This is a genomic window from Alcaligenes sp. DN25 (genome assembly GCF_023674485.1).
Classification (GTDB): Bacteria; Pseudomonadota; Gammaproteobacteria; order Burkholderiales; family Burkholderiaceae_B; genus Alcaligenes; species Alcaligenes phenolicus.
Genome location: NZ_CP098408.1, coordinates 1,404,028 through 1,424,587, shown reverse-complemented (window position 1 = coordinate 1,424,587; position 20,560 = coordinate 1,404,028). Strand labels below are relative to the sequence as shown.

The following is a 20,560-nucleotide window of genomic DNA, read 5'->3' as shown; positions in this document are numbered from 1 at the left end:
ATCATGGCAAAGATCAAACACTCTGTTTATACCTCGCATGTTCCTGCTATTGGTGCCGCGCTGGACCTGGGCAAGCACACCGAACCCTACTGGAAAAAAGTGTTCGACGGCTACGAATTCTCCAAGCAATGGGAGCAGGAAAACAAACCGGATGTCATCATCCTGGTCTACAACGACCACGCCAACAACTTCAGCCTGGACCTGATTCCCACTTTTGCCCTGGGCACTGGTGCCTCTTTTGAACCCAGTGACGAAGGCTGGGGCAAACGCCCTGTCCCCACGGTACAAGGGCACCCCGAACTGGCGGCCCATATTGCCCACTCGGTCATTCAGGACGACTTCGATCTGACGCTGTGCAACAAAATGGAAGTAGACCACGGCCTGACCGTTCCACTTTCCCTGATGTTCGGTCAAGTCGAACAATGGCCCTGCCCCGTAATCCCCTTGCACGTCAACGTAGTTCAGTATCCGGCCCCATCCGGCCAGCGCTGCCTGGATCTGGGCCGGGCGATCGGTCGCGCGGTCGCCTCGTATGACGAAGACCTGAATGTACAGATCTGGGGCACAGGCGGCATGAGCCACCAGTTGCAAGGCCCCCGCGCCGGACTGATCAACGCCCAATGGGACAACCAGTTCCTGGATCGCCTGATTGCCGACCCCGATGCCCTGGCTCGCGTGCCCCATATCGACTATGTGCGTGAGGCAGGCTCGGAAGGCATCGAGCTGGTGATGTGGCTGGTCGCGCGTGGCGCCATGAATCCACACGTCGATGTGCGCCACCGCTTCTACCATGTGCCCGCCTCCAATACCGCGGTCGGACACCTGATCCTGGAAAACAAAGAGACTGCGTGAGCGGGCTTGGCCCCACGCTCTGAACAAAAGGAAATAGAAATGAAAAAAGTCAATATTGCACTGGTAGGCGCAGGCGCCTTCGGCATCAAGCACCTGGACGGCCTGGCCCGTATCCCCGAAGCCCAGGTCACCTATATCGTGTCCAGCACCCAGGCCAAGGCCCAGGAAGTAGCGCAAAAATACGGCGTCCCCCACGCCTCGGGCGATCTGAACGAGGCGCTGGCCAGTCAGGAGGTCGATGCCGTCATCTTGTGCACCCCTACTCAGATGCACGCTGCGCAAACACTGGCATGCCTGAAAGCGGGCAAACACGTACAGGTTGAAATTCCCTTGGCGGACACCCTGGCCGGTGCCCAGGAAGTGCTGCAAGTACAACAGGAAAAGGGCCTAGTGGCCATGGTTGGCCACACGCGCCGCTTCAACCCCAGCCATCAGTGGATTCATCAAAAGATAAAGGCGGGTGAATTGAACATTCAGCAGATGGATGTACAGACCTATTTTTTCCGCCGCAGCAACACCAACGCCCTGGGCAAACCGCGCTCCTGGACAGACCACCTGCTCTGGCATCATGCCGCGCACACTGTCGATCTTTTTCAATACCAGACCGGCTCCAAAGTCATCAAGGCCAATGCCATCCAAGGCCCTATCCATCCTGAGCTTGGCATTGCCATGGACATGTCCATCCAGTTGCTGACAGAAAACGGCGCACTATGCACGCTATCGCTATCGTTCAACAATGACGGTCCTTTCGGCACGTTCTTTCGCTACATCTGCGACAACGGAACCTATCTGGCCCGCTACGACGACCTCGCCACCGGCAAAGACGAAGTAATCGATGTCTCCCACGTAGATGTATCCATGGACGGCATCGAATTGCAGGACCGGGAGTTTATCGCGGCTATTCTGGAAAATCGCGAACCCAACTCCAGCGTGGCGTCGGTCCTGGCCTGCTATGAGACACTGGACCTGCTCGAAAAACAACTGACCGCCTAAGAGTCTGCACCGCCCCTTCCTGCAAACGAGGCTATCTGCGCGACAACGGCAAGCATATCGTCAGGTGGAGGGGGCGAACAACAGGCAGGATAACAAAACCGCAGAATTTGCCCCTGCCTGCCCCCACGTTCAAGCGCGGACGTTGCGGCTGTACTGGGCCATCCTTAGGGGCCCGCAGAAAAACATTCAACGACTCGGACAACCCTGGTTCCTGCGACTATGCACTCAAGTATTGATCCACCAACTCAACCCAATGCTTGACCGCAGTCCGACCCGCTCCATTCAAATGATTCCCGCAGGCCATATTGGCCGTGACAATCAGGTCGGGCTTGCTGCTTTCCAGCGCATCCATCTTGCGATCCCGCAGGCGTCCTGCGATCTCGGGTTGAGTCAATGAATAGGTGCCCGCCGAACCGCAGCACAAATGGCTATCCGGCACAGCGCCCAGATCAAAACCCAGGCGAGTCAGCACGGCCTCAACTCGTCCCCCCAGTTTTTGCGCATGCTGCAAGGTGCACGGACAATGGAAAGCCAGGCGTGGGCGGGTTTGCGTGTTCAGGCATTCTTCCAAAGGCTGCTCTTCCAGCACTTCGACCAGATCCCTGGCCAGTTCACTGACGCGGCGAGCGCGCTCGGCGTAGGCCGGATCGTTCCTGAACAGGTCCACGTACTCTTTCACAAACGCTCCGCAACCGCTGGAGGTCTGCACAATCGCCAGAGCTCCCTGTTCGATCTGCGGCCACCAGGCGTCGATATTGCGACGCGCCTGCTCCAGGCCCTGTTCTTGCGCACCCAAGTGAAAAGACGAAGCGCCACAGCAGCCTGCCTGAGCGATGGGCGTCACGCTGATGCCCAAGCGATCCAACACCCGGGCCGTCGCAGCATTAATGGAAGGCGCCATGGCTGGCTGAACACAGCCTTCCAGCATCAGGACACGCTTGCTGTGCCGCTGTGCGGGTCGTGTCAAATCCGCATTTTGCTTGGGCGGGATTTTTTCCTGTAAAGAAGATGGCAGCAAGGGCCGCATGGTTCGTGCCACCCCCAGCAAGGCGTTGACTCGAGCAGGCTCTGGCAGAATCTGCGTCAGTGCGACTCGCATGGCACGGTCCTTCAAGGGACGCTTTACTTTGGGCTCCAGTGCGGCCCGACCTATATCCAGCAAGTTGTGATACTTCACCCCCGAAGGACAGGTGGTTTCACAATTGCGGCAGCTCAGGCAACGATCCAGGTGATGCTGGGTCAGCTCCGAGGTCGCTTTGCCTTCCAGGAACATCTTGATCAGGTATATCCGGCCACGGGGGCCGTCCAGCTCGTTGCCCTGGTCCAGATAAGTCGGACAGGTGGCATTGCAAAACCCACAATGCACACAGGAGCGCAAAATAGCTTCAGCTTGCTCGGCTTGCGGTAGTTGCTGAGCCCATGGTGTCAGTTGTGTTTGCATGTGGACTCCGCCGAAGGAAAGAGACGACCTGGATTAAAAATGGCAGCAGGATCCAGCTGTTGTTTCAAACGCTGATGCCATATCAACAAGGACTCGGGCAAGACATCCTGCCCTGCACCTGATCCGGACCAGCAACGGGCATGCCCTTTCAAAGCTTGAGCCTGCGCGTGAATCTGCTCGGCAGCAGCATCGGACTTCAGCCACAGCTGTGTCCCACCCCAATCCACCAGAACCTGGCCGGGCCATGTTTGCACTGGGGCATCGACTGGCAAGGCGATCCGCCACAAGGTGCCGGGTTGCTTGAAGAACTCCAGGCGCTGCTCGCACAAATCGTCCCAATAGGACAAGTCCAAAGCCTCCCCACCGATTTGCTCTTGAGCCAATTGCACCGAGCTGTCGCCACCTTCCAGACGCAAATGCAAACGCCCGTCCTGCCAAGCTGCGCCCGTAATGGGACGGCTTTGGTCACGCCAACTGCGTAATAAACCGGCGATTTCCTGCTGGGCTACCTCCAGAACCAGGCTGGCACGGCTACGTGGGCGAGGCAAGACTTTGAAGGACACCTCGGTAATTACACCCAATGAACCCTGTGCGCCGACCATCAGTCGCGATACGTCATAACCGGCGACGTTCTTCATGACCTGGCCACCAAAACGCATATGTGTGCCCATGCCACTGATCAAACGGCAGCCCAGTACATAATCTCGTAATGAGCCTACCCAGGGACGACGCGGTCCCGACAGACCACAGGCGGTGGCTCCACCAACAGTGGCGCGGCTATCAAACAGAGGTGGCTCAAAAGGCAGGCATTGACCTTGCTCGTTCAAGATCGTTTCCAGCGCCTGCACGGAAGTCCCGGCACGCACCGTGACGACCAGTTCCGCCGGATCGTAATCGACCACCCCTTCATGGCCTGCCAGGCTCAGCTCTTGCCCCTGCACGGCTTTGCCTAAAAAAGCTTTGGTATTGCCGCCTTGCAAACGCAAGGGGGTTTTAGTGGCCAGGGCTTGCTGGACCTGCTCCAGCAATTCAGCGCTGCGATCCTGATTTTTGTGTTCTACGGTACTCATCAGAAACGCTCCAACTCTGGGAAAGGCAATTGCCCGTGATGGATGTGCATGCCGCCCATTTCTGCACAGCGATGCAAAGTAGGAATGTTCTTGCCGGGATTCAGCATGGTTTTGGGATCAAAGGCAGCTTTGATCGCATGGAAAAACTGCAGCTCGTCTTCATTGAACTGCACACACATCTGATTGATTTTTTCTCTGCCTACGCCGTGCTCGCCCGTAATTGTGCCGCCGACTTCCACACACAATTCCAGAATCTTGCCGCCCAAGGCTTCGGCTCGCTCCAGCTCGCCAGGTTGATTGGCATCGAACAGAATCAGCGGGTGCATATTGCCATCGCCCGCATGAAACACGTTGGCGACGCGCAGGCCGTACTCTTCGGAAAGCTCCGCGGTTTTCTTCAGCACATAAGCCAACTGACGACGCGGAATGGTGCCGTCCATGCAGTAATAGTCGGGAGAAATCCGGCCTACAGCGGGAAAGGCGTTTTTACGACCGGCCCAGAAGCGTTGTCGCTCCTGCTCGTCCCGCGCAACCCGCACTTCTTGCGCGCCGGCCTTGAAAAGAACCTGCTCCACACGAGCCACATCGTCCTGCACGTCTTCCAAAGCGCCATCAATCTCGCAAAGCAAGATCGCTTGTGCATCAACGGGATAGCCAGCGTGGATAAAGTCCTCGGCTGCGCGGATGGACATTTGATCCATCATCTCCAGCCCTGCCGGCACAATGCCTTGAGCAATAATCTGCGCCACGGCATCAGCTGCTTTTTCCACTTCGTCAAAGCTGGCCAGCAGCACTACCGTACAGGGGGGACGTGCCAGCAACTTGACAGTAATTTCCGTGACTACCCCCAGCATTCCTTCGGAACCCGTAAACAGGGCCATCAAATCAAAGCCGGGCGTATCCAGAGCTTCGGAGCCCAAAATCAATCGTTCGCCTGTGACGGTAATCACTTCCAGGCGCAGGATATTGTGTACGGTCAGACCATATTTCAGACAGTGCACACCACCCGCGTTTTCCGCTACGTTGCCACCAATTGAACAGGCAATCTGCGAAGACGGGTCCGGTGCGTAATACAAGCCAAAGGGTTGGGCCGCCTGAGAGATCGCGATATTACGCACGCCGGGCTGAACGCGAGCAATCCCGGCTACAGGGTCCAGATCCAGAATCTGGTTCAAGCGCGCCATCACCAGCAAAATACCCTGCTCCAAAGGCATGGCACCGCCCGACAAGCCGGTACCCGCACCACGAGCCACCACCGGCACGCCGACTTCGTGAGCCAAGCGCATCACGGCCTGTACCTGCTCCACATTACGGGGCAAAACGACCAGCAAGGGTTTGGCGCGATAAACACTCAGTCCATCACACTCGTAAGGATGCAGTTGCTCATCAGTGTGCAGCACATCCAGGCCGGGAATATCATCACGCAAACGGCTAAGCAGCTGCATCCTGTCCACGCGGGGCAGCACACCGTCCAGTTTTTCGTCGTAGCGCAAGCTCATGACGCCTCCTGTCTTTTAAAGTCTCCTGAAACGGATGGTCTTTGATGCGGGCTAGCTTGTCCAGCCGTCAGGCTACTGGTCCGACCAGTTTTTACCCTAAGAGAGTATTAGGGTTTATCTTTATACTTATAAATCAGACAGATAGATAATCAGCTTGTTATCATTTCCACAGGCATACAACTGGTCTGACCACGAATGAAAATGCAGGAACCCAAGCGTTTGGAAGTCACCGCCGAGCTGGTCGCCCAACGCATCGAAACTTTTATTATGGATGGCGTCCTGAAACCGGGACAAGCCCTGCCCTCCGAGCGGCAACTGACGCAAAGGCTGGCGGTGTCCCGATCTGCCCTGCGCGAAGGGCTACAAATCCTGCGCGTGCGCGGCTTGATTGAAACCCGGCATGGCAAAGGTTCCTTTGTCGCCAACCTGATTGATTCAGCCGTCAGCAAGCCGCTGGAGCACCTGCTTCAAGCGCAAGGGCGCACTCTATATGACTTGCTGGAAGTGCGTGAACTGCTGGAAAGCGAGGCGGCTCAACTAGCCGCCTCCAGGGGGACGGAAGCCGATCACATCATGATACGACGACGCTTTCAGGAACTGGAGGATCTGCAAATGCAGGATGCAGCGCCTGAACAGGTTGCGCGGGCAGATCATGCTTTTCATGCGGCAATCTGTGAGGCCTCGCACAACCCGGTGCTGGTACATATGATCAGCCTGTTCAACGATTTGATGTTATCTACGGTGCGTGTGTCCGTGCAGCACCTGTATCCCGACCATGACTCCAAACGCAGGCTGGACAGACAACATGCGCGTTTATGCAATGCCGTCACGCAAGGCCAAGCTGACTTGGCCCGACGCGCCGCCAAAGAACATATCGATGGGATACGACGACAACTACAGGAGATGGAGGCCAAACAGCTGCGCCTGGAACATGCCCGGCAACGTCTGAATGGCCTTTAGTTCTTTGACTTACTTCGCCAACAGATTGGCCAGCATATAACCTGATCCGGCCCCCGTCCCTGCACCGGGCCAGGTCGAGGCGCCGCACAAATACAGATCCTTGATCGGCGTTTTGTATTTGGAGTAACCGGCCACTGGACGGAAGAAGAAGTTCTGATCCAGATGGTGGCTGCCCGAGAGGTTATCACCGCCAATCAAGTTCGCATTGAACTGCTCCAGATCCTGGGGCGACATGATATGGCGGGCCAGGATCTTGCTACGCAGGCCCGGCGCATAACTTTCAAGCAGATCCAGGACGCGCTCTGCATATGCATCCTTAAGCTGCGACCAATCGCCAGCGGCAATCTTGCCAGAAGCGTCGCCTTTGACTTGGGCGGGCAGCACACGCACTTGAATCCACAAAGTATGTTTCCCCTCCGGGGCGCGCGAAGGATCCAGTGCTGTACCTTGTCCAACCACAAGAACTGGCTCGGCAGGCAATAAACCTGCAGCTGCTTCGGCATAGACGCGGCTCATCATGACCATATCGGGTGCCAGATGGACGTAGGAGAAACGCTGCAGCTCGGTGCCCGCTGTCCAATCAGGCAAGCCATCCAGAGCCAAATGGATCATCATGGTGCCCAAACCGGGGCGGAAGGCATCGACTTTCTTCTGATAATCCTTGGGGACGGTAGCAGACTGCACCAGGCGCCCAAAGACGAGCAGAGGATTCAGATTCGCGATGACCGCCTTGCGTGCCTTCAAGCGGCGACCGTTGGCCAAAACAACACCACTGGCGCGACCATTCTCTTGTTCAATTGTCTGCACGGGGGCATTCAACAGCAGCTCACCGCCCAACTCCTGCAGAAAGCTCGTCATGGCACGGATAATCGTGTCAGCACCGCCCTGCCCGATCACCATGCCGAAGGCTTGGTTGGCCATGGACTCCAGATAAGGAAACAAGGCACCGCCTGCTGTGTCTGGTGTGAAATCCACATGCAGCCCCCAGGCTGCCATCATGGCTTTCACTGAGTCGCTCTCGAAATGGCGGTCCAGAAAGTCACGAGGCGTCGCCAGCAGCAATTGCATCAGCTCTGCAACGCCATCCTTGCCCAGCTCCCGCCAGCTCTTCCAGGCGCTTTTCATCAGGCCCCAAGAAGGCATAGGGCTACCGAGCACACCAAACAGATGGGGAGCCTTGCTCTGGAAGTCATCTAGCATGGCTTGCCAAGCCTGAGCGTCCTTCTCAGAAACAGCTCGAATACGCTTCAAGGTCGTTTCCAGATCTGTACTGACGCCCAAATAACTTTGATCCCGGAACACGCTGGCAAAGCAATGCTCTGCGGGGACGAAAACCAAGCCATGGCGGGCCAAGGCTTCTTTATGGCGTTGGAAGAACGCAGAGCCCGCGAAGGAGGACAGGTTCATGGCGCACACATCATGCTTGAAGCCTGGCATGGTCAACTCCTGAGTGCTGACCGCACCACCCGCCGAGCTTTTGGCTTCCACAACCTGAACTTTCCAGCCTTTACTGGCCAGTTCAACCGCTGCTGCCAAGCCGTTGTGCCCTGCCCCAACCACAATCGCGTCTACTACCGTCTCTGCACCCACGGGCAACTCCTTTAGCTCTAAAGTATTTATCCGTATTCTACGGCGCAAAGAGGAAACTGAGTAGGAATTTCAGGGGAATCAGGGAGGACGAGTAGGACAAAGGCGGGTAATAACTAGGCACGTTATATAGCCATACAGAACCTGATGCCGACAGCTGTACGCCCTATCTTGGTCATCAAAGCTGATTGGTACAGAAAGCTCAGCAACTAATGCTACAAGCGCGAAGAGTAGAACGACCGACCACCCTGCAGGTAAGCAACGACGGATTGAAGGTCAATCCTAGGGTGCCGGGACAGGATGCCAAGACCGACCTGCTAGGGTTGGGCCAATCGGCGTCGGTAAGAATAAGGAATACACGCAGCCCGGAACGGGCCAGGAGGGGTGGCGGTACGCCTGAACCGGGCGGTCCAGGGTCAGGCCTTCGAGCAATCCGAGACAGGCCGGTAGCCTGCTCTTTTGTCGCCGCCTAAAACAAAACCCCCGCAAGGGATGCTTGCGGGGGTTTTGAGGAATAAGAGCTTGACGATGACCTACTTTCACAGACGTCCGTCCACTATCATCGGCGCAAAGGCGTTTCACAGTCCTGTTCGGGATGGGAAGGTGTGGGACCACCTTGCTATGGTCGTCAAGCGTAACTGGTTGCCGAGTCGTCTTTTAAGGGACGCCCCAGCCAATTGGAAGAAGCACACCGCTAGCGATCAGTACGGATCAGCTAGCAGCGGTTACGAAGGTGTCAAGCGCGGGTTGCGCTGCACTTCAATATTACGTTCTGTGGTCAACAACTTAACTCACTACAACCTCAAGGGTTATAGGATCAAGCCACACGGGCAATTAGTACTGGTTAGCTACATGCATTACTGCACTTCCACACCCAGCCTATCAACGTCCTGGTCTCGGACGACCCTACAGGGGGGTCAAGCCCCCGGGATACCTAATCTTCAGACGAGTTTCCCGCTTAGATGCCTTCAGCGGTTATCTCTTCCGTACGTAGCTACTCGGCAATGCCATTGGCATGACAACCGATACACCAGTGGTACGTCCACTCCGGTCCTCTCGTACTAGGAGCAGGCTCCGTCAAGTATCCAACGCCCACGGCAGATAGGGACCAAACTGTCTCACGACGTTTTAAACCCAGCTCACGTACCTCTTTAAATGGCGAACAGCCATACCCTTGGGACCGGCTACAGCCCCAGGATGAGATGAGCCGACATCGAGGTGCCAAACACCGCCGTCGATATGAACTCTTGGGCGGTATCAGCCTGTTATCCCCAGAGTACCTTTTATCCGTTGAGCGATGGCCCTTCCATACAGAACCACCGGATCACTATGTCCTACTTTCGTACCTGTTCGACTTGTCAGTCTCACAGTCAAGCACGCTTATGCCATTGCACTATCAAGACGATTTCCGACCGTCTCTAGCGTACCTTCGAACTCCTCCGTTACACTTTAGGAGGAGACCGCCCCAGTCAAACTGCCCACCATGCACGGTCCCCGATCCCGATAAGGGACCTAGGTTAGAACCGCAAACAGACCAGGGTGGTATTTCAAGGATGACTCCACGCGATCTGGCGACCACGCTTCAACGTCTCCCACCTATCCTACACAGGCCGGTTCACAATCCAATGCAAAGCTACAGTAAAGGTTCATGGGGTCTTTCCGTCTAGCCGCGGGGAGATTGCATCATCACAACCATGTCAACTTCGCTGAGTCTCAGGAGGAGACAGTGTGGCCATCGTTACGCCATTCGTGCAGGTCGGAACTTACCCGACAAGGAATTTCGCTACCTTAGGACCGTTATAGTTACGGCCGCCGTTTACCGGGGCTTCGATCAAGAGCTTGCACCCCATCACTTAACCTTCCGGCACCGGGCAGGCGTCACACCCTATACGTCCACTTTCGTGTTTGCAGAGTGCTGTGTTTTTAGTAAACAGTCGCAGCCACCGATTCACTGCGGCCTCTTCATGCTTTGTGCGCAGGCACATCACACTAATGAGGCATACCTTCTCCCGAAGTTACGGTATTAATTTGCCGAGTTCCTTCTCCTGAGTTCTCTCAAGCGCCTTGGAATATTCATCCCGTCCACCTGTGTCGGTTTGCGGTACGGTCTCGTAGAGCTGAAGCTTAGAGGCTTTTCTTGGAACTGCTTCCAGTTAGTTTAGAGCCGAAGCTCTATCCAGTCACACCCTTGAATTACGCACCCGGATTTGCCTAAGTGCCTTCTATGATGCGCCAACGGGGACATCCAACACCCCGATAACATTCTGCAATCCGTCCCCCCATCGCACTCTACGACGGTGCGGGAATATTAACCCGCTTCCCATCAGCTACGCATCTCTGCCTCGCCTTAGGGGCCGACTCACCCTGCGCCGATGAACGTTGCGCAGGAAACCTTGGACTTACGGCGAGGGGGCTTTTCACCCCCTTTATCGCTACTCATGTCAGCATTCTCACTTCCGATACCTCCAGCATTCCTCACGGAACACCTTCACAGGCTTACGGAACGCTCTCCTACCATGTGTACTAAAGTACACATCCGCAGCTTCGGTCTATGGCTTAGCCCCGTTACATCTTCCGCGCAGGACGACTCGATCAGTGAGCTATTACGCTTTCTTTAAAGGATGGCTGCTTCTAAGCCAACCTCCTGACTGTCTATGCCTTCCCACTTCGTTTCCCACTTAGCCATAGTTAGGGACCTTAGCTGGCGGTCTGGGTTGTTTCCCTCTTGAGTCCGGACGTTAGCACCCGGTGCTCTGTCTCCCGTACTGTACTTGCCGGTATTCGGAGTTTGCCATGGGTTGGTAAGTCGCTGTGACCCCCTAGCCATAACAGTGCTCTACCCCCGGCAGTAATATACGAGGCACTACCTAAATAGTTTTCGGAGAGAACCAGCTATCTCCAGGCTTGTTTAGCCTTTCACTCCGATCCACAGCTCATCCCCTAATTTTTCAACATTAGTGGGTTCGGTCCTCCAGCACGTGTTACCGTGCCTTCAACCTGGCCATGGATAGATCGCCTGGTTTCGGGTCTACACCCAGCGACTGAATCGCCCTATTCGGACTCGCTTTCGCTACGCCTCCCCTATTCGGTTAAGCTTGCCACTGAATGTAAGTCGCTGACCCATTATACAAAAGGTACGCAGTCACACCACGAAGGTGCTCCTACTGTTTGTATGCATACGATTTCAGGATCTATTTCACTCCCCTTCCGGGGTTCTTTTCGCCTTTCCCTCACGGTACTGGTTCACTATCGGTCGATCACGAGTATTTAGCCTTGGAGGATGGTCCCCCCATATTCAGACAGGATTTCACGTGTCCCGCCCTACTTGTTCGATGCTTAGTTCCACGTACTGAATTTCGCCTACAGGGCTATCACCTGCTACGGCTGGACTTTCCATTCCATTCGACTATTCACTACGCTAAAACATCCAGGCTGGTCCGGTTTCGCTCGCCACTACTTCCGGAATCTCGGTTGATTTCTTTTCCTCGAGTTACTGAGATGGTTCAGTTCACTCGGTTCGCCTCCACATGCCTATGTATTCAGCATGGGATACCGTATTACTACGGTGGGTTTCCCCATTCGGACATCTACGGATCAAAGCTTGTTTGCCAGCTCCCCGTAGCTTTTCGCAGGCTACCGCGTCCTTCATCGCCTGTGATCGCCAAGGCATCCATCATATGCACTTATTCGCTTGATCCTATAACGCTTGATGCTGTTATAGGAATATGAGTATACGTTGTTGCCGTTCATCAATCCTTAGCTGTTATCCAATCCGAAGACTGAACAACGTCTATATTTTTGAGAACTTTCGTTGAACATAATTTGTTCTGTTGCAATCACAACCCGTGTATTGTCATTACAAGGCGACTAATCGTCTTGCGTTTATTAGACAACACACCTTCGTTGTGCTTCTTCCTAATTGTTAAAGAGCAATTCGTGGGTTGCATAACCCAACGAGCAGTATTCTTTAAAAAGAACACTCTTCGTTGAATCTAGCGCCAGGCTAACCGTTGTTTGCCTGTGCCCTATACTCTGTCATGAACCTTGCTGTATCGACAACCAACCACAAAAGCGGTGGTGGAGGATGACGGGATCGAACCGACGACCCCCTGCTTGCAAAGCAGGTGCTCTCCCAGCTGAGCTAATCCCCCGAGGTAATCGTTGGTGGGTCAAGTTGGAATCGAACCAACGACCCCCGCCTTATCAAGACGGTGCTCTAACCGACTGAGCTACTGACCCATCTATCACCAGTGGGCGATACCTTCAATGGTCATGACATTAACTAACAGCCAATAAGTGTGGACGCTTTCGCTTTGCGAGCCATTCGCTCTAAAAGGAGGTGATCCAGCCGCACCTTCCGATACGGCTACCTTGTTACGACTTCACCCCAGTCATGAATCCCACCGTGGTAAGCGCCCTCCTTGCGGTTAGGCTACCTACTTCTGGTGAAACCCACTCCCATGGTGTGACGGGCGGTGTGTACAAGACCCGGGAACGTATTCACCGCGACATTCTGATCCGCGATTACTAGCGATTCCGACTTCACGCAGTCGAGTTGCAGACTGCGATCCGGACTACGATCGGGTTTCTGAGATTGGCTCCCCCTCGCGGGTTGGCGACCCTCTGTCCCGACCATTGTATGACGTGTGAAGCCCTACCCATAAGGGCCATGAGGACTTGACGTCATCCCCACCTTCCTCCGGTTTGTCACCGGCAGTCTCATTAGAGTGCTCTTGCGTAGCAACTAATGACAAGGGTTGCGCTCGTTGCGGGACTTAACCCAACATCTCACGACACGAGCTGACGACAGCCATGCAGCACCTGTGTTCCGGTTCTCTTGCGAGCACGGCCAAATCTCTTCGGCTTTCCAGACATGTCAAGGGTAGGTAAGGTTTTTCGCGTTGCATCGAATTAATCCACATCATCCACCGCTTGTGCGGGTCCCCGTCAATTCCTTTGAGTTTTAATCTTGCGACCGTACTCCCCAGGCGGTCAACTTCACGCGTTAGCTGCGCTACTAAGGCCTAACGGCCCCAACAGCTAGTTGACATCGTTTAGGGCGTGGACTACCAGGGTATCTAATCCTGTTTGCTCCCCACGCTTTCGTGTCTGAGCGTCAGTATTATCCCAGGGGGCTGCCTTCGCCATCGGTATTCCTCCACATATCTACGCATTTCACTGCTACACGTGGAATTCTACCCCCCTCTGACATACTCTAGCTCGGCAGTTAAAAATGCAGTTCCAAGGTTGAGCCCTGGGATTTCACATCTTTCTTTCCGAACCGCCTACACACGCTTTACGCCCAGTAATTCCGATTAACGCTTGCACCCTACGTATTACCGCGGCTGCTGGCACGTAGTTAGCCGGTGCTTATTCTGCAGATACCGTCAGCAGTATCCCGTATTAGGGGATACCTTTTCTTCTCTGCCAAAAGTACTTTACAACCCGAAGGCCTTCATCATACACGCGGGATGGCTGGATCAGGGTTTCCCCCATTGTCCAAAATTCCCCACTGCTGCCTCCCGTAGGAGTCTGGGCCGTGTCTCAGTCCCAGTGTGGCTGGTCGTCCTCTCAAACCAGCTACGGATCGTTGCCTTGGTGAGCCTTTACCCCACCAACTAGCTAATCCGATATCGGCCGCTCCAATAGTGAGAGGTCTTGCGATCCCCCCCTTTCCCCCGTAGGGCGTATGCGGTATTAGCCACTCTTTCGAGTAGTTATCCCCCGCTACTGGGCACGTTCCGATATATTACTCACCCGTCCGCCACTCGCCGCCAAGAGAGCAAGCTCTCTCGCGCTGCCGTTCGACTTGCATGTGTAAAGCATCCCGCTAGCGTTCAATCTGAGCCAGGATCAAACTCTTCAGTTTAATCTCTGTGGTTGTCCCGTCTTGCGACGAGACCGATTGTGTCTCAAAGAAAAATTCAGAGTTACACAAGGTAATTCTTCATCTTTCGTTTGTGAGCACTTGATACAAACTTGTGGCGATCCCCGAAGGGTTCGACTCGCTCATTCCAAGCGCCCACACTTATCGGCTGTTAATTGTTAAAGAGCAGTGACAGTTGCCTGTCGTTCTACTGACTAACCCGGCTGGCTCGTCGCGCTTAGCGCTTCGTACCTTGCTGTGTTAGCAGCAGAGAAACGAGATTATGAAGCAGATCAGGCAGTGTGTCAAGCGTTTTTTGAAGAAGCTAGAAAGTTTTAAAACCGTCCAACTCGTCCCGCTTAAACCAGAACTTTCGTTCTTTCTTACCTACTGAACAATCAACCGTGAGGTCAACTATCTAACTTCACAAACAAGGGTAAATTCTCAAAACCGTTTCAACCTGCAAAACCGCTTAAAAACTTAACATTGCGTTCCCTGGAGCAGAACCTAGAACTTTAACACAGAATTTTCTGATTTGTCAAGCTCCGGGTTTTACACCCTGTCAGTTTCCTGACCAGTCATTCAAGTTTCGGTGCGGGCCTCTTGGCCAAGGCGGTGAAACTTGTCTAACTGCTCTCTGCGGCGCTTCGGGGAAAACCCTGTGTGTGCTGCAGCGAGAAAAGAACTATAGCACGAGGATTTTCCGCTTTGCAAGCGTTCTATGGGATTTTCCTAGGTATTTCAGGAGAGAAAACTCCGTAAAACGATGTAGCTGATTGATAACTATGAAGAATAACTATAAAAATAATTTTTAGCTTATTTCGACTTTTTGCCTTCAGGCAGGAGGCTTCAAGCTTCTTCAGAGCAAAACACGAACAGAAAGCTATTTTCCTCACGGAAATTCGTTAAATCATCTCCCCCATTCTCTGACAACTCCTCCCTCTATCCTCTTCTATATAGATAGAAGAAAAACTCCCTCCAAAGAACAGTCGCCAGTCGATGGGTTGGTTGGTTGGTTGGTTGGTTGGTTGGTTGGTTGGTTGGTTGGTTGGTTGGTTGGTTGGTTGGTTGGTTGGTTGGTTGGTTGGTTGGTTGGTTGGTTGGTTGGTTGCTGGATGGATAGATGGCGGACAAAAGAACGGCCACACGAACACTGCATCGGCCCTGTGCCTTCAACCAACAGTGTCTATATAGAGATAGATAACGAGTTGAATGGCCTCCAAGATCGAGCATTATGCAGGGCTGCTAGCCACTCGGGGCCCCGGGACCGGGTGTTGGGGCGAGTCAGAGTACTTGCCGCAGTCGGAGTCACAATCGGGGATGCAAGCAGTCTGCTGTTTGAGCCCAAAGTTTGTGATTGGTCCGGGGGACCAATCACTGGGCGAGTTCAGACTGCGCCCCGATTGTGACTCCGACAAGGGGACCGGCGCATTGCGCCGGCAAGTAGTCCGCCCCAACACCCGGTCCCGGGGCCTCGAGTGGCGACCTGCATAAAGCAACTGGAACCATAAACGCCTCCAAGCAGTCTCCCAAACAAAGACAAGCGAAGCATTCATCCTCCCTAAACTCTCTATATAGTCATAAAGGCATAGCAGCCTCACCGACTTGGCCCTACACTAGCCCGGAACAGATATTCCTGAGCGAAATTACTATGCATGAAGACATCCTGATTAACGTCACTCCGTTTGAAACCCGTGTTGCCCTGGTCGAGCAAGGTGCTGTCCAGGAAATTCATATCGAGCGCAGCATCCAACGCGGTTATGTGGGGAACGTCTATCTGGGAAAAGTGGCGCGGGTTTTGCCCGGCATGCAAAGTGCCTTTATTGATATTGGCCTGGAACGCGCGGCGTTTATCCATGTCGCGGACTTACGCCAGAATCGCACCGAGCGTAATCAGGGTAGTCCCACCACGCCGATTGAAAAGCTCTTGTACGAAGGTCAGTCTCTATTAGTACAAGTCATCAAGGATCCATTGGGTACCAAGGGTGCTCGTGTATCAACACAAATCAGTATTGCGGGCCGCATGTTGGTGTATCTGCCTTTTGATCCTCATATTGGCGTATCGCAACGGATTGGTTCGGATGCAGACCGGATCGAGCTGCGCGAGCGTGTCAGTCGTCTTATGCCCAAGGATGAGAAAGGCGGTTTCATCGTACGGACTCAGGCCGAATGCGCGACGGATGAAGAGATCAGTGCAGACCAGCAGTATCTGCGTACTTTGTGGACACGTATTCAGGAACGTATCCGCGAGCAAGGCGCCCCCTCTGTGCTTTATACGGACTTGAGCCTGGCGCAACGTGTTTTACGCGATATGGTGACGCCCAACACCCAATCCATCATCGTGGACTCACGCACCGTCGTGCAGGAGATGAAGGAGTGGGCACAGATTTACACGCCCTCGGTGCTTGAGCGCATCAGTCATCACAAAGGCAGTCGCGCTCTGTTTGATACAGCCCATGTAGATGAAGAAATCAATCGCGCCCTGTCGCGTCGGGTGGATTTGAAGTCCGGCGGCTATTTGATTATCGATCAGACCGAAGCACTCACTACGGTGGATGTGAATACCGGCGGTTTCGTCGGTGGTCGCAACTTTGACGACACGATCTTCAAAACAAACCTGGAAGCAGCGATTGCCCTGGCCCGCCAGCTGCGTCTGCGCAATCTGGGTGGCATCATCATCCTGGACTTTATTGATATGGACGACCCTGCTCACCGGGAGTCTGTCTTGCAGGAGCTGCAAAAAGCGCTGGCCAAAGACCGCACTCGCGTGACGATCAATGGCTTTAGTCAATTAGGTCTGGTGGAAATGACGCGCAAACGTACGCGTGACTCTTTGGCGCACCAACTATGCGAGCCCTGCCCCACCTGCCAATCGCGAGGTTCCGTCCGCACGGCCCGCACAGTCTGCTATGAAATCTTGCGCGAGGTCCTGCGCGAAGCCAAACAATTCAATCCCAAAGAATTTCGTATTTTGGCGGCTCAAGAGGTCGTGGACCTGTTTCTGGAAGAAGAAAGCCAGCACCTGGCCGTGGCGGGCGACTTTATTGGCAAACCTATTTCTCTGGAAGTAGATCCACACTACTCCCAGGAACAGTACGACATTATTTTGCTGTAATTGGTCAGCATTGGGGTTGGCTGAGTAGCCAATCCCCTACATAAGCTCTTGTACGGCAAGGTCTGCTGCGTGCTCGGACACGCTCCTACACCCGCAAAGTTCAGGCACAGATACAAGCAAACCAGCAAACATCTTCTGGCATGCGGCAACTAGCAGCAGAAAAACACGCCCCGGCTTATTCGCTGATCTGATGGCGGATGATATGAAAGCCCTCTGACTCCTGAGGTGCCACAAAGTAAGAGCTGAACAAATCAAACTGCGCTTCGGTCGTCTCAAAGGGATGCTCACCACTGGCATTACGGGCATGCAAACGTGCTTTGCACAGTTCATCTGCCACATCCAGATAATGCAGTTCATGAGCCACAGCCGATTTTTCAATCAGCTCCCGCGCCCAAGCGCGTGTTGCCAAGGTATTGGACGGAAAATCCAGCACTACAGACATCCCAGCCTGCAACAAAGCAGCAATATGCGGTGCCATGGCCGCCCGCAACTGCGCTGAACAGCGCGCGTAATCTTCCAAAGACGCAATTTGACCGGGGTATACGTTAGCCAGCCAAACGTCTTCGCTGATTAGTACGGTCTTGGGCTGCTCGGACAGCTTTTTAGCAAAGGTGGATTTACCCGCCGCTATCTTGCCGCAAATCAGATAGAGCATCGCTGCTGTCGGGGCTATCTGTCTGGCTTGGGGTGTAGAGGCAAGATCCATAATCATCTCTATTCATTGAGAGGGATTAAAACAATCAACCCGCCTGAAAAAGCGGGTCACGAGCAGGACAGACTTGTCCTGCGATCAGGGCGCCTCATGTGCTGAGCGAGTTGTCCAGCACAAAGCTTGGACACTTACAGCGGCGCAACCGGTACAAAATCATCCTCGGGCAGCACTTCTTTTGGTGCATCGTCCGGGTTGCACACACCTGGAGCACGAATTGAAGTGAAGATCTCCTGAATCTCTCGCTTCACATCAGCGCGGTAAGCGTAAACCTTTGCGTCTACCCAACCCTTTTGCATCATGGTCAGATCGATCAGGATACTTTTATCCCAGCCCGCCCCCGGTTCCAGTTCGTAGCGCAAAGTGCCGTAGCTGGCCTGACGCTCATCCATTTTGAAAACCGCTGCTTTGCCACACTCGGCCTGATGCTTGAACAAGGCACGCTGAATACCCACAAAGTCCGTATTGATGCGGCGCTCCGTCTTGAAGTAACTGGGACGACGCAAATCCTGTTCTCGCAGTTCCGCACCCTGCTTGGCACACCCTGCCAACACAGCCAGCCCGGCCAGCGCAAGAATGATTTTCTTCATGATGTTCCTTATCGTGCAGCCCCAGGCTGCTTATTCGTTGAACTGAAACTGCATTTGGTAGAAACCGGCGTACACACCGTTGCGGGCCAGCAATTCGTCGTGACGGCCCTGCTCAATAATCCGCCCTTCGTCCAGCACCAGGATTTGATCCGCATTTTGTACGGTAGACAGACGATGCGCAATCACCAAGGTACTGCGGCCCTTCATCAGGGTCTCCAGCGACATCTGAACCTGACGCTCGGACTCATTATCCAGAGCCGAGGTGGCTTCATCCAGAATCAGAATGGGAGCATTTTTAATCAAGGCACGGGCAATGGCCAGACGCTGACGCTGGCCGCCAGACAGGGAATTGGCATTCTCGCCCACCATCGTATCCAGACCTTGTGGCAAGCCTTCCACGAACTCGCGCAGATTGGCTGCCTCCAGCGCTTCCCAGATACGTTCCGGCGTAACATCGGCTCCTGCACCATAGGCCACGTTTTGGCCAATCGTCGCCTCAAACAGCACCACGTCCTGGCTGACCAAAGAAATCTGGCTACGCAAGCTACGCAAGGTCAGCTCTTCGGAGGGAATGCCATCTACCCGCACTTGCCCACTGCTAGGAATCAAGAAACGCGGCAACATATTGGCCAGTGTGGTCTTGCCACTACCGGAACGGCCAACCAGGGCAATGGTCTGGCCGGGCTGCACCGCAAAACTGACCTCGGACAAGGTATCGCGATGCGCGTTGGGGAAACGATGTGACACCGAGTCGAACTCGATATGACCATGCACAGGCTGCGTGAACTCTCGAGTCCCCGTATCGGGCTCCGGGTCCTGGTCAACCAGCTTGAAGACACTTTCTGCCGCCACCAGCATGCGCTGCATCGTGCCGGTGATATTGGTCAAACGCTTGATAGGATCAAAAATCTGTCCCAGGGCAGCCATGAAAGCGGCAAAGCTACCGATAGTCAGCGTGCCGGTATTGGCCTGGTAAAGAGCGACAAAAATCACTCCGGCCACGGCAATCGACACAAACAGCTGTGTAATAGGCGACAGAGCGGCATCCGCAGAAGCTGCACGCATGGCGAAGCGGCGCAGGCGCGCATTCACATACATGAAACGGGTGTTTTCACGCTCGTAGCCATCAAACAGCTTGATGACACGTTGGGCATCAATAGCTTCACTAACCACACGAGTCAGCTCGGCATTCATGTTCACGGTATCGCGGTTGATGCGGCGCAGGCGACGCGACACCAGTTTGGCCACAAAGACCGAGGCGGGCATGACCAGAAACACGATCACGGTCAATTGCCAGGACATGTAAAGCAGAACGCCCAACAAGGCGATCACAGTCAAGGTTTCACGCACTACGACGGTGACCACCTCGGTGGCCACGCCAGTCATGGTGCCGGCATCAATCGTGAAGCGGTTCAGCAAACGGCCAGTATCCCCTTGCTTGAACTCCGAATCAGACAATCCCAGCAAGCGGGAGAACATGTCACCACGTAAAGTCAGCAACATTTTGTTGGCGATCCAGGCAAACAAATAAGAACTGCCGTAGCTGGTCACGCCGCGCACAAACATCAGCCCGATCACCGCCAGCGGGATGGACCACATATAGTCCGGATTGGCACCCGTAAAGCCATCATCCAGCAAAGGCTTCATGATCACCGCCAGCACCGGCTGGGTAGCTGAGGAGATGCTGACCAGGATCAGCGCCAGCACCGCCACCTTCCAATAAGGCAGCAAACGGCTATAAATGCGCTTCCAGAGATCGGATTTGACAGGATCGTGCCCAGCAGGCTTGATTTTGGTTTCTATGGCGTTAGACAACGAGGACACCCTATATACTATCTAATTGTGTTTATTCTAACGCTCATTGCCTGAATCGAGCTT

General features: G+C 54.3%; 11 protein-coding genes, 2 tRNA genes and 3 rRNA genes. 4 read left to right on the top strand and 12 right to left on the bottom strand.

Annotated elements, in window-relative coordinates; translation table 11 throughout:
- Positions 1–3: 3 nt before the first annotated feature.
- Both NBV64_RS06535 and NBV64_RS06530 read left to right on the top strand, forming a co-directional pair.
- Positions 4–852: a class III extradiol dioxygenase subunit beta gene (locus NBV64_RS06535; RefSeq protein ID WP_021446853.1), complete on the top strand. Its 849-nt coding sequence runs from the start codon at positions 4–6 to the stop codon at positions 850–852.
- A 39-nt stretch (positions 853–891) separates the two neighbouring features.
- Complete coding sequence (locus NBV64_RS06530; protein ID WP_250756926.1) at positions 892–1,845, top strand: Gfo/Idh/MocA family oxidoreductase; 954 nt, start codon at positions 892–894, stop codon at positions 1,843–1,845.
- A 217-nt stretch (positions 1,846–2,062) separates the two neighbouring features.
- On the opposite strand, the gene glcF is transcribed toward NBV64_RS06530, so the two are convergent.
- Genes glcF through glcD form a run of 3 tightly spaced genes read right to left on the bottom strand, consistent with a single transcriptional unit; the run spans position 2,063 to position 5,855 of the window.
- Positions 2,063–3,286 (bottom strand): glycolate oxidase subunit GlcF, encoded by a 1,224-nt coding sequence (glcF, locus tag NBV64_RS06525; RefSeq protein WP_250756925.1) that lies wholly within the window; start codon positions 3,284–3,286, stop codon positions 2,063–2,065.
- Positions 3,271–4,356: a glycolate oxidase subunit GlcE gene (gene glcE / locus NBV64_RS06520; protein ID WP_250756924.1), complete on the bottom strand. Its 1,086-nt coding sequence runs from the start codon at positions 4,354–4,356 to the stop codon at positions 3,271–3,273. The genes glcF and glcE overlap by 16 nt, the downstream gene beginning before the upstream one ends.
- The gene (gene glcD / locus NBV64_RS06515; RefSeq protein ID WP_035268958.1) at positions 4,356–5,855 is read right to left on the bottom strand and encodes a glycolate oxidase subunit GlcD; all 1,500 of its coding nucleotides are present in this window, start codon (positions 5,853–5,855) and stop codon (positions 4,356–4,358) included. The genes glcE and glcD overlap by 1 nt, the downstream gene beginning before the upstream one ends.
- Before the next feature lie 195 nt (positions 5,856–6,050).
- On the opposite strand from glcD, the gene glcC reads away from it, so the two are divergent.
- On the top strand, positions 6,051–6,815 hold the full coding sequence (gene glcC / locus NBV64_RS06510; RefSeq protein WP_250756923.1) for a transcriptional regulator GlcC: 765 nt from the start codon (positions 6,051–6,053) through the stop codon (positions 6,813–6,815).
- A gap of 9 nt (positions 6,816–6,824) precedes the next feature.
- Here glcC and NBV64_RS06505 read toward each other — a convergent pair whose 3' ends face one another.
- The 6 genes from NBV64_RS06505 to NBV64_RS06480 form a co-directional block, all read right to left on the bottom strand.
- A complete protein-coding gene (locus tag NBV64_RS06505) occupies positions 6,825–8,405 on the bottom strand; it encodes a phytoene desaturase family protein (protein ID WP_250756922.1) in 1,581 nt (526 codons plus the stop codon).
- 517 nt (positions 8,406–8,922) lie between these two features.
- Positions 8,923–9,035 (bottom strand): 5S ribosomal RNA (gene rrf / locus NBV64_RS06500).
- 180 nt (positions 9,036–9,215) lie between these two features.
- Positions 9,216–12,099: ribosomal RNA gene (locus NBV64_RS06495) — 23S ribosomal RNA — on the bottom strand.
- Positions 12,100–12,477: 378 nt separating this feature from the next.
- Positions 12,478–12,553 (bottom strand) — tRNA-Ala (locus NBV64_RS06490).
- Positions 12,554–12,564: 11 nt separating this feature from the next.
- Positions 12,565–12,641 (bottom strand) — tRNA-Ile (locus NBV64_RS06485).
- A 93-nt stretch (positions 12,642–12,734) separates the two neighbouring features.
- A 16S ribosomal RNA gene (locus NBV64_RS06480) occupies positions 12,735–14,271 on the bottom strand.
- Together the 16S, 23S and 5S rRNA genes with 2 tRNA genes alongside form the textbook arrangement of a ribosomal RNA operon.
- 1,648 nt (positions 14,272–15,919) lie before the next feature.
- On the opposite strand from NBV64_RS06480, the gene rng reads away from it, so the two are divergent.
- Complete coding sequence (gene rng, locus NBV64_RS06475) at positions 15,920–17,383, top strand: ribonuclease G (protein ID WP_009461688.1); 1,464 nt, start codon at positions 15,920–15,922, stop codon at positions 17,381–17,383.
- Positions 17,384–17,558: 175 nt separating this feature from the next.
- Here the strand turns inward: rng and NBV64_RS06470 are convergent, their stop codons facing one another.
- The 3 genes from NBV64_RS06470 to msbA form a co-directional block, all read right to left on the bottom strand.
- Positions 17,559–18,089 carry a P-loop nucleotide/nucleoside kinase family protein gene (locus NBV64_RS06470; protein WP_250756921.1) on the bottom strand — a complete coding sequence of 177 codons (531 nt, stop codon included), beginning with the start codon at positions 18,087–18,089 and terminating at the stop codon, positions 17,559–17,561.
- 134 nt (positions 18,090–18,223) lie between these two features.
- Entirely contained in the window at positions 18,224–18,682 is a 459-nt protein-coding gene (locus NBV64_RS06465; protein WP_009461686.1) for a hypothetical protein, read from the bottom strand.
- 30 nt (positions 18,683–18,712) lie between these two features.
- The gene (gene msbA / locus NBV64_RS06460) at positions 18,713–20,506 is read right to left on the bottom strand and encodes a lipid A export permease/ATP-binding protein MsbA (protein WP_009461684.1); all 1,794 of its coding nucleotides are present in this window, start codon (positions 20,504–20,506) and stop codon (positions 18,713–18,715) included.
- Positions 20,507–20,560 lie beyond the last annotated feature (54 nt).